The following is a 14,484-nucleotide window of genomic DNA, read 5'->3' as shown; positions in this document are numbered from 1 at the left end:
CCGCCCCCGGCCGCGACGAGCGACCCGCGGCCTCACCCCGCGCCACCGCCTGCGAGGGGGCCCGTCCCGGCGCCCGGCGCCCGTGGCACGGCGTCCTCGTCGCGACCGCGCTCCCGCTCGACGACGGCCTGCGCGTCGACTACGACCGGTACGCCGAGCACTGCGCCTGGCTGGTGGCCAACGGCTGCGACGGCGTCGTCCCCAACGGGTCGCTCGGCGAGTACCAGGTGCTCACGCCCGAGGAGCGAGCCCGGGTCGTGGACACCGCCGTCGCCGCGGTCGGCGGGGACCGGGTGATGCCCGGAGTCGCCGCGTACGGCTCCGCGGAGGCCCGTCGCTGGGCCGAGCAGGCGGCCGAGGCGGGCTGCCCGGCGGTGATGCTGCTCCCGCCCAACGCCTACCGGGCCGACGAGCGGGCCGTGACGGCGCACTACGCGCAGGTCGCCGGGGCGGGGCTGCCCGTCGTGGCGTACAACAACCCGATCGACACCAAGGTCGACCTGGTGCCCGAGATGCTGGCCCGGCTGCACGGCGAAGGCCTCGTCCACGCCGTCAAGGAGTTCTCCGGCGACGTCCGCCGCGCCTACCGGATCGCCGAACTCGCCCCCGATCTGGACCTGTTGATCGGCGCGGACGACGTGGCGCTGGAACTGGCCGTCGCGGGCGCCAAGGGGTGGGTGGCCGGCTACCCCAACGCGCTGCCGAGGGCGTCGGTCGCGCTGTACCGGGCCGCCGTCGCGGGCGACCTGGCGACCGCGCTCCCCCTGTACCGCCGGCTCCACCCGCTGCTGCGCTGGGACTCACGGGTGGAGTTCGTACAGGCGATCAAGCTGTCGATGGACGTCGTGGGCCGCCACGGCGGAGGCTGCCGGCCGCCGCGGGTCCCGCTGCCGCCCGATCAGGAGAGCGCGGTCCGCGCGGCCACCGAGAAGGCGGTCGCCGCCGGCCTGGCCTGACCTTCCGACGCACCGGGGGACCACCCGAGAGGACTTCATGCGCAGCAGACTCGTCCTGCACGCCGTCGACTCGCACACCGAGGGCATGCCGACCCGCGTGATCACCGGCGGCGTCGGCGTCGTTCCCGGCGCGACGATGAACGAGCGGCGACTGTACTTCCGCGAACACCGCGACGACGTCAAACAGTTGCTGATGAACGAACCGCGCGGCCACTCCGCCATGAGCGGCGCGATCCTCCAGCCGCCCACCCGGCCCGACTGCGACTGGGGAGTCCTCTACATCGAGGTGTCCGGCTATCTGCCGATGTGCGGACACGGCACGATCGGCGTGGCCACCGTGCTCGTGGAGACGGGCATGGTCGAGGTCGTCGAACCGGTCACCACCATCCGCCTGGATACACCGGCCGGGCCCGTCGTCGCGGAGGTGGCGGTCGAGGACGGCGCGGCCCGGGCCGTGACCCTGCGCAACGTCCCCTCCTTCGCGGTCGGGCTGGACCGCGAGGCGACGCTGGCGGACGGCCGCACGGTCAGGTACGACCTGGCCTACGGCGGCAACTTCTACGCCATCCTGCCGCTGGCGGAGTTCGGACTGCCCTTCGACCGCGCCCGCAAGGACGACATCCTGCGGGCCGGCCTGTCCCTGATGGACGCGATCAACGCCGAGGGAGAGCCCGTCCATCCCGAGGACCCGTCCATCCGCGGCTGCCATCACGTCCACCTGTACGCGCCGGACGCCACGGCCCGGCGTTCGCGGCACGCGATGGCCATCCACCCGGGCTGGTTCGACCGCTCGCCCTGCGGCACGGGAACGAGCGCGCGCATGGCCCAGTTGCACGCCCGGGGCGAACTGCCGCTGCACACCGAGTTCGTGAACGAGTCCTTCATCGGGACCGCGTTCACCGGCCGGCTCCTCGGCACGACCGAGGTGGCGGGCCGCCCGGCGGTGCTGCCCAGCTTCACCGGACGCGCCTGGATCACCGGGACGGCCCAGTACCTGCTGGATCCGACGGATCCGTTCCCGGCCGGGTTCGTGCTCTGAGGCGGCCGCACCGGGGGCGAGCCGGTGGCACGTGACATGGCACAGTGCTCTGGTCCACAGTGACATGGCACCGTCCGCCCCGAGGAGAGACACCATGGCCGCCGCCCGGCGCACCAGCAGCCAGACCCCCACGGCGTCGGGTGTGCCCGCCGCGCCCGCCGCTCCCCCGGCCGCACCGCAGCCGGCGCTGCCGGTACTCGGAGGCAGGCGGAGCAGCTACCGCGAACGGGTCGCCGACGCCCTGCGCGCGGCCCTGATCGCGGGTGAGCTGCTGCCCGGCGAGGTGTACTCGGCGCCCACGCTCGCCGCCCGCTTCGGCGTGTCGGCCACCCCGGTGCGCGAGGCGATGCTGGACCTCGCGAAGGAGGGGGTGGTCGCCGCCGTTCCCAACAAGGGGTTCCGGGTCACCGACGTCTCCGACCGGCAACTGGACGAGTACACCCACGTCCGCGCGCTCATCGAGATCCCCACCGTGGCCGCGCTGGCCACGAGCGCCGACCCGGTGTCCCTGGAGGCGCTGCGCCCGGCCGCCCGCGAGATCGTCACCGCCGCCGTGGCCGGCGACCTGATCGCCTACGTGGAGGCCGACACGCGCTTCCACCTGGGCCTGCTCGCCCTGGCCGGCAACGCCCACCTGGTCGAGGTGGTCCGCGAACTGCGCGACCGCGCCCGCCTGTACGGCCTCACCGCGCTCAGCGCGTCGGGCCGTCTGCTGGCCTCGGCCGAGGAGCACCTGGAACTGCTGGACGCCCTGCTGGCCCGTGACGAGCCGGCGGTGCGCGAGGTCATGACACGGCACCTGGGCCATGTGCGGGGGCTGTGGGCGGGTGGCGCCCAGGAACACCGCTGACCGGTCGTCCGACGCCCGGCGCCCGGCGCCCGACGCCCCGTCTCCGGCCTCCTGACCTCCCGGCCTCCTGACCGTCCCCTTCGTGCCTTCCGCTCCGTGCGTCCGCTTCGCGCCGTCCGCTCGCAGGGCGCGCCGTTGTGATCCTCGTCGCTGGCGTGACGCGCGTGGACGGTGTGCGGGATGGGCAGTCAACTGCCCGTGCGCGAAGAGTCGGTGTCTTTCCTGTGGGGGAATCCGTGACAGTGTGTCTGATCGGTGCCGGGTTGTCGGGGCTGGCCGCGGCACGGGCCCTGAAGGCGGAGGGCGTCGACTTCGTCTGTCTCGAGCAGGCCTCCGACGTGGGGGGCATCTGGCGTCGTCCGCAGGCGGGCGAGCGTGGTCCCGGCTATCTGTCGCTGCACCTCAACACGAACAAGCGGCTCACGGGGTACGCCGACCACCCCATGCCCGAGTCGTACCCGGTCTACCCCCGGCACAGCGACTTCGCCGCCTACCTGCGCTCCTTCGCCGAGTGGGCCGGGGTGCTGGACCGCATCGAGCTGGAGACGACCGTCGAGTCCGTGCGGCGCCGGGACGACGGAACGTGGACGGTCGTCGGCCGGGACGCCCACGGCACGCGCACCGCGCGCGAGTTCACCCGGGTGGTCGTGGCCTCGGGGCACAACACCGAACCGGTCCTGCCTCCCGCGGCGCCCGGCTCGGACCGGTTCAAGGGAACGATTCTCCACGCGCTGGACTACCGCGACGGCAGCGACTTCGCCGGACGCGACGTGGTCGTCGTCGGGCTCGGCGCGTCGGCCGTGGACATCGCGGCCGACGTGTCGCGCCATGCCGCCCGGACGGTGCTCTCGGTGCGCCGGGGACTGCACATCCTGCCCAAGCAGGTCTTCGGCATCCCCCTCGACGACATCGCCGAAGCGCCGTGGTGGACGAGGATGTCCCTGGAGGAGCAGCGCCGCTTCATCGAGCAGGCGCTGCTCGTCTCCCGCGGCCGGCTCCGCGACTACGGTCTGCCCGAGCCGGACCACCGGATCTTCTCCTCGGCCGTCACCATCTCCGACGAGATCCTCACCCGCATACGCCACGGCGCGGTCACGCCCAAGCCGGCGATCGACTCCTTCGACGGCGACCGGGTGGTCTTCGCCGACGGCACGTCGGTCCGTGCCGACGTGGTCGTCCACTGCACCGGCTACCGCATGGCGTACCCGTTCCTTCCGACGGGCTGTCCGATCGGTCCGCAGGGTTCGGTCGAGCTCTACAAGCGGGTGGTCGCGCCCGACCATCCCGGCCTGTACTTCATCGGCCTGGTCCGGCCGCACGGCTCCGTCACCCGCATCGTGGAGGCCCAGGCGCGCTGGGTGGCCCGGGTCGCGGCGGGCAGGGCGTCGCTGCCGGAGCCGGAGGTCATGCGCAAGGAGATCGCCGGGTACCTGGCCGCCATCGCGGGCCAGTACGGCCCGGCACAGGGGGCGTCGATCCAGGTCGACGTGGCGCCCTACCTGGAGGAACTCCGCCACGAGTGACGTCCCGGGCGGACGTCCGCGCCGCACCGGTGACCGCGGGTCCCCGGCCGCGCGTCGCCCCGGCCGCCCGGGCGGCCGGGGCGGCCACCCGTTCACGTCCCGGCGGATCCTCGTCCGGTGGTCCGCGTCGGCGGTGGCCGTCCCCTCACGAGGCGGCCGGCGGTCCGGCCGACAGGGCGGCGGCCGGAACGTCCGCGGGCCGGGCGTCCGCCGCCGGATCCGGGGCGGCGGGCGGCCGGACCGCGTACGCCTCCGAGGAGAGGTAGGTCGTGATCCGCGGCGGGCGGCCGCGCTGGTGGGCCAGGCCCAGATAGGCGACGAGTCCCACGCCGTCCTCCGGCCGCCGCTCGCTGACCGCGGCCGAGGCGCGGAGCACCGACGCCGGGTCGAGGCCGTAGCGGCCGAGCAGCGTCGTCGCCCGGACCAGGGCCTCGCCGTCGTGCCTGGCGTAGTCCCGCACCGGGACGTAGACGGTGAAGCCGCTCGGCAGTGCGGCGCCGGTGTCGGTGAAGGCGTGGCAGGTCTGGACGGGCCGGCGGACGATCCGCGGACCGTTCCCCCGCTCCGGTGCGCCGGCGCCGGCTCCGCCCGCTTCGAGGCCCCCCTGCCCGCTCTCGGCATCGTGACCGGCGGCGATGCGGAAGAACTCCTCGATCTCCGCCGGGTCGGGACCGTCGTCCATACGGCACAGGGTCCCGGCCTCCGCGGCCGACAGCTCGTCGTGCGCCAGGTAGACCTTGGCCCGGGGCTCCGTCCAGTCGCCCAGGTCCAGGGCGAAGAAGAGGTGCCGGTCGCTGTAGGGCAGCGAGGCGAACGCCTCCCGGTGCCCGAGTCGTTTCAGCGCCTTGCGGACGGTCCTCGCGGCACGCCCGGGACCCGAGGCCGCGGGATTGAGGTACGCCTTGACCTTGGGGACGCCGCCCGGGCGCAGCTCCAGCGCGCACCACAGCGCCAGGGGGCCGTGCGGCGACGGCGGGAAGAAGAGGTCCTCGAGTTCGTCGAGGGGATCGGTGGTGAAGTCCCAGCGCTGTGCCATCTCCCGGAGCACGCGCAGACCGGTGCGCCCGTTCTGCGCCAGGTCCCGCTCGCCGGCGCCGGGTTCGAGCAGCACCCGCAGGCTCGGGGCGGCGCCCGGTTCGCAGGAGAGGGAGAACTCGACCGGCGTGTGGTCGTCGGAGAGGAAACTCCGGTCGGGCGGGGGCAGTTCGAGGGGGCGCCGCGCCACGCCGCCCAGCGCCTCGACGAGGACGTCCGCGTAGCTCTCGCAGGCGGCGGCGGACAGCCCCACGCTCTCACCCAGTCGCAGTAACTGGCGGGTGACGTGCCCGCCGAGCGTGGCCTTCGGTGAAGCGCCCGGCCCACCGGATCTCGGGCCGGTCATACGACCTCACCCCCCGGCAGGGGGACGGCAAGAAGATACCCGCCTGGGGAGGCGGGTATCAGGGGGCGCCCTGCGAGGGGGCGGGGTAGGCGAACGGCGTCGTCGGATATGTGGTCCACGACACCTCCTCTGTCTCGTGAGCAACGCGGAATTCCGCGTTCCTCACTACCCATGAGGTTGAAACGTCATGCAATGGTGGGGAGTTGGTGAGTGTTGCGCGAATCACCTTGTCAGCCAGTTGAGGAACTGGCTCCACACACCGCGCTCCCCCCTGCCGCGGGTCGGGCCCTGCTCGTGGTGCGAGGGCGCTTCGGCACGGGCCTCCGGCGTGGGCCGGGACGCGGTCCGGACCGGGGTGAACTTGGCCGGCAGGGCCGTCAGTCCGCGGTTGAAGGGGCCGGGCCGCCAGGTCAGGCTCTCGGTCGGCACGGCGAGTTCGACGTCGGGAAGCTTGTTGAGCAGGTTCTCGATGGCCGCCACCGTGATCTGCCGGGCCGGCTCCTTGGACGGGCAGGCGTGCGGGCCCGCGCTCCAGGCCAGGTGGGCGCGGTTGCTGCCGGCCTGGCGGGCCGCCGTCAGCGCGGGACCGGTGTTGGCCGCCGCGAAGCTGACCAGCACCAGGTCACCGGCTTGCAGCTTCTGTCCGGCGAACTCCATGTCGGACGTCGGGTAGTGCGGCGCCAGGTTCTGCATGGGCGGGTTCTCCCACAGCGTGTCGTCCATCGCCTCGTCGATCAGACCGCCCTGGTGGGCGTACGCGTCGTGGGTGAGCAGCCGGTGCAGGGTGTTGCCGATCAGGTTGCGCAGGGGCTCGTTGCCGGCCACCAGCAGCAGCGCGATCTGGTGGACCAGTTCCTCGTCGGTGAGCTTGGAGGAGTGCTCCATCAGCCACGAGGGGACGTCGTCGCCGGGCCTGGCGCGCTTGAGCGCCACCAGCTCGCCGATCGCGCCGAACATCACCCCGACCGCCTGCTCGGCGTTCACGCCGTCGAACATGCCGGTCATGCCGAAGACGACCCGGTCGCCGATGTCGGCGGTGCAGCCGAACAGCTCGTTGAACACGAACAGCGGCAGCTGCTTGGCGTAGTCGCCGAGCAGGTCGGCCGACCCGCGGGAGCCGAACTGCGAGATGAGATAGGTGGAGACCTGCTCGGTGCTTCGGCCGAGCCGGCGCGAGTCGACGCGGGCCATGCTGTCCGTGATGGCCTGACGCAGCCTCAGGTGCTCGGCGCCGTCGCTGAACATGGCGTTGGGCCGGTAGGCCAGCAGGGGCGCGACCGGGCTGTCCGGGGAGACCCGGCCCTCGTTGAGGTCCCGCCAGCGGCGGGCGTCCTTGCGGAACGCGCCGGAGTCCTGGAGGAGTTGGAGCGCGGTCGCGTAGTCGGTGACGAGGGTGGCCTCGACTCCGGGGGCGAGCTCCACGGGCGCCGTGGGCCCGTAGTGGCGCAGGTAGGAGTAGTAGGCCTGGGGGTCGGCCGCGAACTCCGGTCCGTGCAGCGGCACTCTGCCGCCGGACTGGTGCGCCGGGCACCCGGGCGGGGGCACGGGTGCGGTGGGTCGGTCCATTTGTTGCTCCCTAGTGGGCACGGTCCTGCAAGTGGCGGACGAGCGTGATGAGGGCCTCGGCCGACGACCTCTCGTCCCGTGCGTCGCAGGTGACGACGGGGGTGTCGTCGAGCAGGTCCAGCGCCTCGCGCAGGGCCAGCTCGTCCCGCAGCGGTGAGCCGTCGAAGTGGTTGACGGCGATCGCGTAGTCGAGTCCGTACTGCTCGATCAGGTCGATCACGGCGAAGGAGTCCGCGAGCCGCTCGGGGTCGACCAGCACCAGCGCGCCGAGCGCGCCGCGTGCCATGTCCTCCCACATCTGCACGAAGCGCTGCTGGCCCGGCGTTCCGAACAGGTAGAGCACGACGCGGTCGCTGATCGTGAGCCGTCCGAAGTCCATGGCGACCGTGGTGGTGGTCTTGCCCTGGACCCCCTTGAGGTCGTCGACCGACTCGGCGGCCCGGGTCATCGTCTCCTCGGTGGACAGCGGCTCGATCTCGGAGATCGCCCCGATGAACGTGGTCTTGCCGACCGCGAAGTGGCCCACGACGAGGATCTTCACAGCCGTCTGCGTCGCGCCGCCGCGTACGTACGCCTGCTCATCCAAACTTGGCCCTGAGACCATTCAGCACCTCCTCCAGGATGTCCCGGTCGGCGAGGGGCGCCCGCTGCACCGGTGGGCGGGTGATGAGGTATCCGCCTTCGGTGAGGGCGGCGAGCAGGATCTTCACCACGCCCAGGGGCAGTTGGGTGTGCCCCGCGATCTCGGCGACCGAGAGGTAGCCGGCGGAGCACAGCTCCAGCAGGCTCTGCTCCTCGGGTGACAGACGGGTGGGCCGCTGCTGGTGGTCGGCGGACGCCGTGACCAGGGTGATGAGGGACAGCTGCCCCTCGTCGGGCAGCCCGCGTCCCTTGGTGATGACGTAGGGGCGCACTAACTCCGGTGTCTGCGGCTCCAGTTCGTCGAAACCGGTCATGACCGCACGCCGAGATTCTCGCGCGGCGGCGTGGTCAGCGCCTTGCCGAGCTGGCTGACGAGCTGCTGCATCCGGAAGGTGATGTCCGCCATGTCCACCTCGGGCGAGGCGGACACGCCGAGGTAGGCGCCCTCGCCGGCGGAGATCAGGAAGACCCAGCCGCCGTCGAACTCGACGAGGGTCTGCCGCCACTTCTGGGTGGCGTCCTCGCAGAAGAAGGCGAGCGAGCGGCTGAGCGACTGCACGCCGCTCATCGCCGCGGCCACGCGGTCGGCGTCGTCCTTGCCGAAGTCCTGCGTCCGTGCCATCAGCAGGCCGTCGGCGGAGATCAGGACTGCGTGCAGGGCCCCGGGGATCTCCAGGGCGCTGTCAAGCATCCATGACAGGTCGTCGTTCACGAGAACTCATGCCCTTCGCTGCTTGCACCACGGGTGCTGCTCGTCTGTTCCGCGGGGTCCGTCTGGGCCGCCCGGCCGGACCGGGTGCCGCGCTGGAACGCACCCATGATCGCCGCCGTCTCCGCGCCCGAACGCGAGGGGCCGGGGGCGTTCGACGCGCTGCCGGGCACGATGGCCATGGGTCGCTTGCGCCGCCGCCGGGGCAGTCCGTCGGAGGTGGTGGCCGCGGTGAGCGCGTTCTCCGGACCCCCGCCCGCGGGAGCGGCCTGGGCAGCGGGGACGGCGGGGGCCGGCTCCTTCTGCTCCGGGGCGTTGGTGAGCAGGTCGTGCGGCAGGAGGAGAACGGCGCGGACGCCTCCGTACGGGGAGGTGGAGTCCACGGACACCTCGAAGCCGAAGCGCTCGCTGAGCACACCGATCACCGCGAAGCCGAACTGCGGCGGGTTGCCGAGCGCGGAGACGCCCGAGACCCGGTCGCTCGACAGGAGCCGCTCGGCACGGGCGCGTTCCTCGTCGTTCATACCGACACCGGCGTCGTCCACGACGATGCAGATGCCCTTCGGGACGGTACGAATGTTGATTTCGACGACGGTGTCCGGGCTCGAATAGCTCGTGGCGTTGTCGAGGAGCTCCGCGAGGGCGAGCGCGACGGGTTCGACGGCACGGCTGGTGATGCCGAAGTCGACCTGCGAGAGGATCTCCACCCGCCGGTAGTGGCGGACCCTGCCCTGCGCGCTGCGGACCACGTCGTAAATCGACGCGACATCGCGCTGACGCCCCAGCCAGCCGTCGCAGAGCACGGCGATGGACTGGGCGCGGCGGCCGAACTGGGAGTTCGTGTGGTCGATTTCCAGGAGATCCTGGAGAATCACCGACTCGCCGTATTTGTTCTGAAGCCGGGAAACGATCAACTGCTGTTCCGCGGCGAGGCCCTGGAGTGTCCGCATCGCGGACTTGAGGACCGTCTTCGTAGCCTCTTCGGCTCTTTCCTGAGCTGCCTCGACGGATTTCGCGTACCCGTTCTCGAGCTCGGCGTGACGAGCCCGGAGATCTGCGAACTCCTGCCTTAACGCCCGCGCCGCCCTGCGCTGACGAACTATCAGGGCGACGGAGACGAGTACGGCGACGAGGAGAGCCCAGAGTACCGGGTTCTGTATGTAATCAGTCATAAGACTCTCTTCAGGCGACTGACGGCCAGTTGCTGAATTCCCGTCAATTGCGGGTGGACCGGCGGACCGCCCGCATCGGGGTGACCGCCCGGACTGTCCCCGTAGTCGGAGATGTCGTCTTGCACCCATCCGCCCGCTCTACAAGCGAGCGTGATCGTATCACCACAAGATGCAGCCACAGACCGTCAATAGGGGTACAGAGGTGAACATTGACGAACCGTCAGCGAACCTGGGAAGTGTCCGTGGAGTGACCCGCGAACGACCCACGACTCCCCCCGGGCGGCGGCGCGACCGGGGCCGCCGAACGGCGCGGCGAACGACAACGTGAACGGCGACGAGAGGGCGATGTGAACGGCGATGTGAACGGCGGCGCGAGGAGCGGGACGGGACAACCGATAAACGGGCTTCCGCGACATTCGGGCGACAAAGCCGACGCGGACAACAAAAACCGCACCCGGCGTGACGCCGAATGCGGATGTCGATGACCACCGAGCGGAAGCCGCCCGGTACGGAGAGTGATAAGTGTCCGAGGGGGGACTTGAACCCCCACGCCCGATAAAGGGCACTAGCACCTCAAGCTAGCGCGTCTGCCATTCCGCCACCCGGACCAGGTGTCTGCCGCAGCGCGGGCTTCCCCGGCGGCGACAGGGACAACAATACCAAGCTTTCGGAGTGCCTCTCACCTGCATATCCGCTGGCCGGGCCGGTGCGGGGAGCGCCCGCACGCCCGGCTCACGGCGGGTGACCGCGCGCTCACCCCGGCGCCGGCCGCCGACGGGGCCGTCGCTCCCGTCGGGACGGATCGCGGACGTCCGGCCAGGGCGGTGTGCCCGTCGCCGTCGGCCGCGACGGGCAGCCCCGCCCCGGGGATCTCCACCGGCTCCGGATCAGGGGCAGTACACGACCTGACCCGCGTACGAGAGGTTGCCGCCGAAGCCGAAGAGCAGCACCGGGTCCCCGGTGGAGACGGCGCCCCGCTCGACGAGCTTGGAGAAGGCGAGCGGGATGCTCGCGGCCGAGGTGTTGCCCGACTCGACCACATCGCGTGCGACCACGGCGTTCACCGCGCCGATCTTCTGCGCGAGGGGCTCGATGATCCGCAGGTTCGCCTGGTGCAGGACGACGGCCGCGAGGTCCTCGGGGACCAGGCCCGCCCGCTCGCACGCCTGACGCGCGAGCGGCGGCAGCTGGGTCGTGGCCCAGCGGTAGACGCTCTGCCCCTCCTGCGCGAACCGCGCCGGCTGGCCCTCGATGCGCACCGCGTGCCCCATCTCGGGCACCGACCCCCACAGCACGGGCCCGATGCCGGGCAGGACGCCGTCCGGGCAGGCCTCGACCACGGCGGCCCCCGCTCCGTCGCCGACGAGCACGCAGGTGGTGCGGTCGCTCCAGTCGGTGACCTCGGACATCTTGTCGGCGCCGATCACCAGGGCACGGGTCGCGGCGCCCGCGCGCACGGTGTGGTCGGCGGTGGCCAGCGCATGCGTGAAGCCGGCGCAGACGACGTTGACGTCCATCGCGGCCGGCCGCGGGATGCCGAGGCGGGCGGCGACCCGGGCGGCCATGTTGGGCGAGCGGTCGACGGCGGTGGAGGTGGCGACCAGCACGAGGTCGATGTCGGCCGGCGTGAGACCGGCCGCCGCGAGGGCCTTGGCGGCGGCGTGCGCGGCCAGCTCGTCCACCGGCTCGTCCGGGCCGGCGATGTGGCGCGTGCGGATGCCCACCCGGCTCTTGATCCACTCGTCACTCGTGTCGACCAGCCCCGCCAGCTCCTCGTTGGTGAGCACCTTGGCGGGCTGGTAGTGGCCGACGGCGGCGATGCGCGAGCCGTTCATTGGGGGGTCCCCCTCGTTGCCTTGGGTAGCGGGATCCTCCAGTCTGATCAGTGACTCACGGGTACGGGGGCGCGTGAAGCGACAGGAAACCGGTGCCCGGGTTGTCGGCTTCCCCATAGGCCTCGGACGTCCGCACAGCCGTCGCACGTGCACGCGGCGAACACGCGCCCCACCCCTTGCGCTACCCGGTGAACAACTGCGTCGCCTTGCGTACGAGCTCGTACAGCCCGTAGGCGAGCGGCGCCCCCACCCACAGCCAGGCGAAGGCGATCAGCGCGCGCCGGTCAGGCTGCGGACTCGGGCTGCTGTCGTGCGACATCGGCTGCCTCCCTCTGGGCGGGGACGTGGTGTCGGGCGTGGACGGGGCGGACGAGCTCGTTGGCGACGAAGCCGACGGCCAGCAGCCCGATCATGATGAACAGGGACAGCGTGTACAGGGACGAGCCGTGCCGGCCCGCCTCCTCCTGGCGGTCGGCGATCCAGTTCACGATCAGCGGGCCGAGCACGCCGGCGGTGGACCAGGCGGTGAGCAGCCGGCCGTGGATGGCGCCGACCTGGTAGGCGCCGAACAGGTCCTTGAGGTAGGCGGGGATCGTCGCGAAGCCGCCGCCGTAGAAGGAGAGGATCACCAGGGCGCACAGCACGAACAGCGGTTTCGAGGAGTCGCCGAACAGGGCGATCAGGGCGTACATGACGGCGCCGACGCCCAGGTAGACGCGGTAGACGTTCTTGCGTCCGATCAGGTCGGAGGTCGAGGACCAGCCGATCCGGCCCGCCATGTTGGCCGCCGACAGCAGGGCGACGAAGCCGGCGGCCGCGGACGCCGAGACCGGGGTGGAGGTGTCCGCGAAGAAGTCCTTGATCATCGGCGCGGCCTTCTCCAGGATGCCGATGCCCGCCGTCACGTTCATGCACAGCACGACCCACAGGCACCAGAACTGCGGGGTGCGCACCGCGCTGCGGGCCGACACCTGCACCCCCTGGGCGGCGCTCGGTCCGCCCGCGACGGGCCGTTCGCCGCGCGGCACCCGCACCAGGAGCACGCCGAGTGTCATGAACACCGCGTAGGAGAGCCCGTGGACCAGGAACGCCAGCGCGATCCCGGAGCTGTCGGAGCCGAACGACTCCAGCATCTGCGCCGACCAGGGCGAGGCGATGAGCGCGCCCCCGCCGAAGCCCATGATGGCGATGCCGGTGGCCATGCCGGGGCGGTCCGGGAACCACTTGATCAGGGTCGAGACGGGTGAGATGTACCCGATCCCCAGGCCGACGCCCCCGACGAAGCCGTAGCCGAGGACGATCAGCCAGTACTGCTCGGCGGCGGCGCCGAGCGCGGAGATCAGGAAGCCGGACGAGAAGCAGACCAGGGCGACGGTCATGGCCCAGCGCGGCCCCCTGCGCTCCACCACGGTGCCGCCGAAGGCCGCGGAGAGGCCGAGCATGACGATGGCGAGCTGGAACGGCAGTGCGCTCTGCGTGCCGCTGAGGCCGAGCGCGGACTCCAGCGGCGGTTTGAACACGGACCACGCGTAGGCCTGGCCGATGGAGAGGTGGACGGAGAGCGCGGCCGGCGGGACGAGCCAGCGGCTCCAGCCGGGCGGTGCGATGGGGGGACTCATGAATCCTGAACGGTAGGAACCGGCGCGGCCGTTGAGAAGGCGGCGCGTCCACCGCAGCGGTGAACGGTATGCGGGCTGCGACGAACGGTCGCCACCGTCCGGTCCGGCCGGCCCGCGTCGGCCCGGCCGCCGCCCGTTCGCCCGCCTCGACGCCGGCACGAAGCGGGCTGCCGCCTCCCGCTCCCGGTGCAGGACAATGAGACCGTGAAGGCCACCGGGCGGCACGACCGCCCGGTGCCCCACGACGCTCTCCGCACCAAGGGCCGTTTCGGCTGCCAGCACGCACAGAACCGGGGCTGATCACGACATGGGACGAGTCACCGAACGGCGCAAGGTGGTCCGCATCAGGGACGGCGCGGTCACCACCCGGCCGGACACCCTCGTGGCCGAGGAACCGCTGGAGATCCGTCTCAACGGCAAGCCGCTCGCCATCACCATGCGCACCCCCGGTGACGACTTCGCCCTCGCGGCCGGATTCCTCGTCAGCGAGGGCGTGCTGGCCGAGGCGTCGGACCTGCTGAACATCGTCTACTGCGCCGGCGCCACGGCCGACGGCGTCAACACCTACAACGTGGTGGACGTGCGGACCGCCCCCGGCGTGCGGATCCCGGACATCACCCTGGAGCGCAACGTCTACACCACCTCGTCCTGCGGCCTGTGCGGCAAGGCCAGTCTGGACGCGGTCCGCACGACGGCCCGCTGGCCCATCGCCGACACTCCCCCGCTGCGCATCGAGCCGGAGCTGCTCGCCGCCCTCCCCGACCGGCTGCGCGAGGCCCAGCGCGTGTTCGACCGGACCGGAGGGCTGCACGCGGCGGCCCTGTTCACCGAGGACGGCGAGCTGCTGGACGTGCGCGAGGACGTGGGCCGGCACAACGCGGTCGACAAGCTGGTGGGCCGCGCCCTGCAGAGCGAGGGCCTTCCCCTGTCGCGGACCATCCTGCTGGTGTCGGGCCGGGCCTCGTTCGAGCTGGCGCAGAAGGCCGTGATGGCGGGCATCCCGCTGCTCGCGGCGGTCTCGGCGCCCTCCTCCCTCGCCGTCGACCTGGCGGCGGAGACGGGGCTGACGCTGGTGGGCTTCCTGCGGGGCAGCTCGATGAACGTGTACGCCGGCGAGGACCGCATCGTCGCGCGGACCGCGGCCGCCCGGACCTGACCCGGTCGCCCCGCGGCGGCGCCCGCGACGGCGCGG

At 72.1% G+C, this 14,484-nt stretch carries 15 protein-coding genes and 1 tRNA gene; 6 read left to right on the top strand and 10 right to left on the bottom strand.

The window, feature by feature from the left end; translation table 11 throughout:
* The 4 genes from KMS84_RS27340 to KMS84_RS27325 form a co-directional block, all read left to right on the top strand.
* The coding region (locus tag KMS84_RS27340; protein WP_256919117.1) for a dihydrodipicolinate synthase family protein at positions 1–956 on the top strand (956 nt) is incomplete at its 5' end.
* A gap of 37 nt (positions 957–993) precedes the next feature.
* Positions 994–1,995: a proline racemase family protein gene (locus tag KMS84_RS27335; RefSeq protein WP_256919116.1), complete on the top strand. Its 1,002-nt coding sequence runs from the start codon at positions 994–996 to the stop codon at positions 1,993–1,995.
* 94 nt (positions 1,996–2,089) lie between these two features.
* On the top strand, positions 2,090–2,845 hold the full coding sequence (locus KMS84_RS27330; RefSeq protein WP_256919115.1) for a GntR family transcriptional regulator: 756 nt from the start codon (positions 2,090–2,092) through the stop codon (positions 2,843–2,845).
* A gap of 236 nt (positions 2,846–3,081) precedes the next feature.
* Complete coding sequence (locus KMS84_RS27325) at positions 3,082–4,368, top strand: flavin-containing monooxygenase (protein WP_256919114.1); 1,287 nt, start codon at positions 3,082–3,084, stop codon at positions 4,366–4,368.
* 145 nt (positions 4,369–4,513) lie between these two features.
* On the opposite strand, the gene KMS84_RS27320 is transcribed toward KMS84_RS27325, so the two are convergent.
* The 10 genes from KMS84_RS27320 to KMS84_RS27275 form a co-directional block, all read right to left on the bottom strand.
* The gene (locus KMS84_RS27320; protein WP_256919113.1) at positions 4,514–5,749 is read right to left on the bottom strand and encodes a tryptophan dimethylallyltransferase family protein; all 1,236 of its coding nucleotides are present in this window, start codon (positions 5,747–5,749) and stop codon (positions 4,514–4,516) included.
* A gap of 222 nt (positions 5,750–5,971) precedes the next feature.
* Entirely contained in the window at positions 5,972–7,315 is a 1,344-nt protein-coding gene (locus KMS84_RS27315) for a cytochrome P450 (RefSeq protein ID WP_256919112.1), read from the bottom strand.
* A 10-nt stretch (positions 7,316–7,325) separates the two neighbouring features.
* Entirely contained in the window at positions 7,326–7,919 is a 594-nt protein-coding gene (locus KMS84_RS27310) for a GTP-binding protein (RefSeq protein ID WP_256919111.1), read from the bottom strand.
* On the bottom strand, positions 7,894–8,271 hold the full coding sequence (locus tag KMS84_RS27305; RefSeq protein WP_256919110.1) for a DUF742 domain-containing protein: 378 nt from the start codon (positions 8,269–8,271) through the stop codon (positions 7,894–7,896). Before KMS84_RS27305 ends, KMS84_RS27310 begins: the two co-directional genes overlap by 26 nt.
* A complete protein-coding gene (locus KMS84_RS27300) occupies positions 8,268–8,669 on the bottom strand; it encodes a roadblock/LC7 domain-containing protein (RefSeq protein ID WP_256919109.1) in 402 nt (133 codons plus the stop codon). Before KMS84_RS27300 ends, KMS84_RS27305 begins: the two co-directional genes overlap by 4 nt.
* A complete protein-coding gene (locus tag KMS84_RS27295; protein ID WP_256919108.1) occupies positions 8,666–9,838 on the bottom strand; it encodes an ATP-binding protein in 1,173 nt (390 codons plus the stop codon). The genes KMS84_RS27300 and KMS84_RS27295 overlap by 4 nt, the downstream gene beginning before the upstream one ends.
* A 523-nt stretch (positions 9,839–10,361) precedes the next feature.
* A tRNA-Leu gene (locus KMS84_RS27290) sits at positions 10,362–10,446 on the bottom strand.
* Between the two features lie 279 nt (positions 10,447–10,725).
* Positions 10,726–11,673, bottom strand: coding sequence for a beta-ketoacyl-ACP synthase III (locus tag KMS84_RS27285; RefSeq protein ID WP_256919107.1), 948 nt, complete (start codon positions 11,671–11,673; stop codon positions 10,726–10,728).
* Between the two features lie 181 nt (positions 11,674–11,854).
* Complete coding sequence (locus KMS84_RS27280) at positions 11,855–11,992, bottom strand: MFS transporter small subunit (protein ID WP_256919106.1); 138 nt, start codon at positions 11,990–11,992, stop codon at positions 11,855–11,857.
* Positions 11,958–13,292, bottom strand: coding sequence for an OFA family MFS transporter (locus KMS84_RS27275; RefSeq protein WP_256919105.1), 1,335 nt, complete (start codon positions 13,290–13,292; stop codon positions 11,958–11,960). The genes KMS84_RS27280 and KMS84_RS27275 overlap by 35 nt, the downstream gene beginning before the upstream one ends.
* A 75-nt stretch (positions 13,293–13,367) precedes the next feature.
* Between KMS84_RS27275 and KMS84_RS43480 the strand changes: the two genes are divergently transcribed.
* Together KMS84_RS43480 and fdhD are read left to right on the top strand one after the other, a co-directional pair.
* Complete coding sequence (locus KMS84_RS43480) at positions 13,368–13,592, top strand: hypothetical protein (RefSeq protein WP_438818989.1); 225 nt, start codon at positions 13,368–13,370, stop codon at positions 13,590–13,592.
* 7 nt (positions 13,593–13,599) lie between these two features.
* Positions 13,600–14,448, top strand: a complete 849-nt coding sequence (fdhD, locus tag KMS84_RS27265) for a formate dehydrogenase accessory sulfurtransferase FdhD (RefSeq protein ID WP_256919104.1) — start codon at positions 13,600–13,602, stop codon at positions 14,446–14,448.
* Positions 14,449–14,484: the final 36 nt, after the last annotated feature.

Origin of the sequence: Streptomyces hilarionis (assembly GCF_024539675.1) — a bacterium.
GTDB lineage: Bacteria > Actinomycetota > Actinomycetes > Streptomycetales > Streptomycetaceae > Streptomyces > Streptomyces hilarionis.
This window is presented reverse-complemented; position numbering and strand designations above follow the sequence as displayed.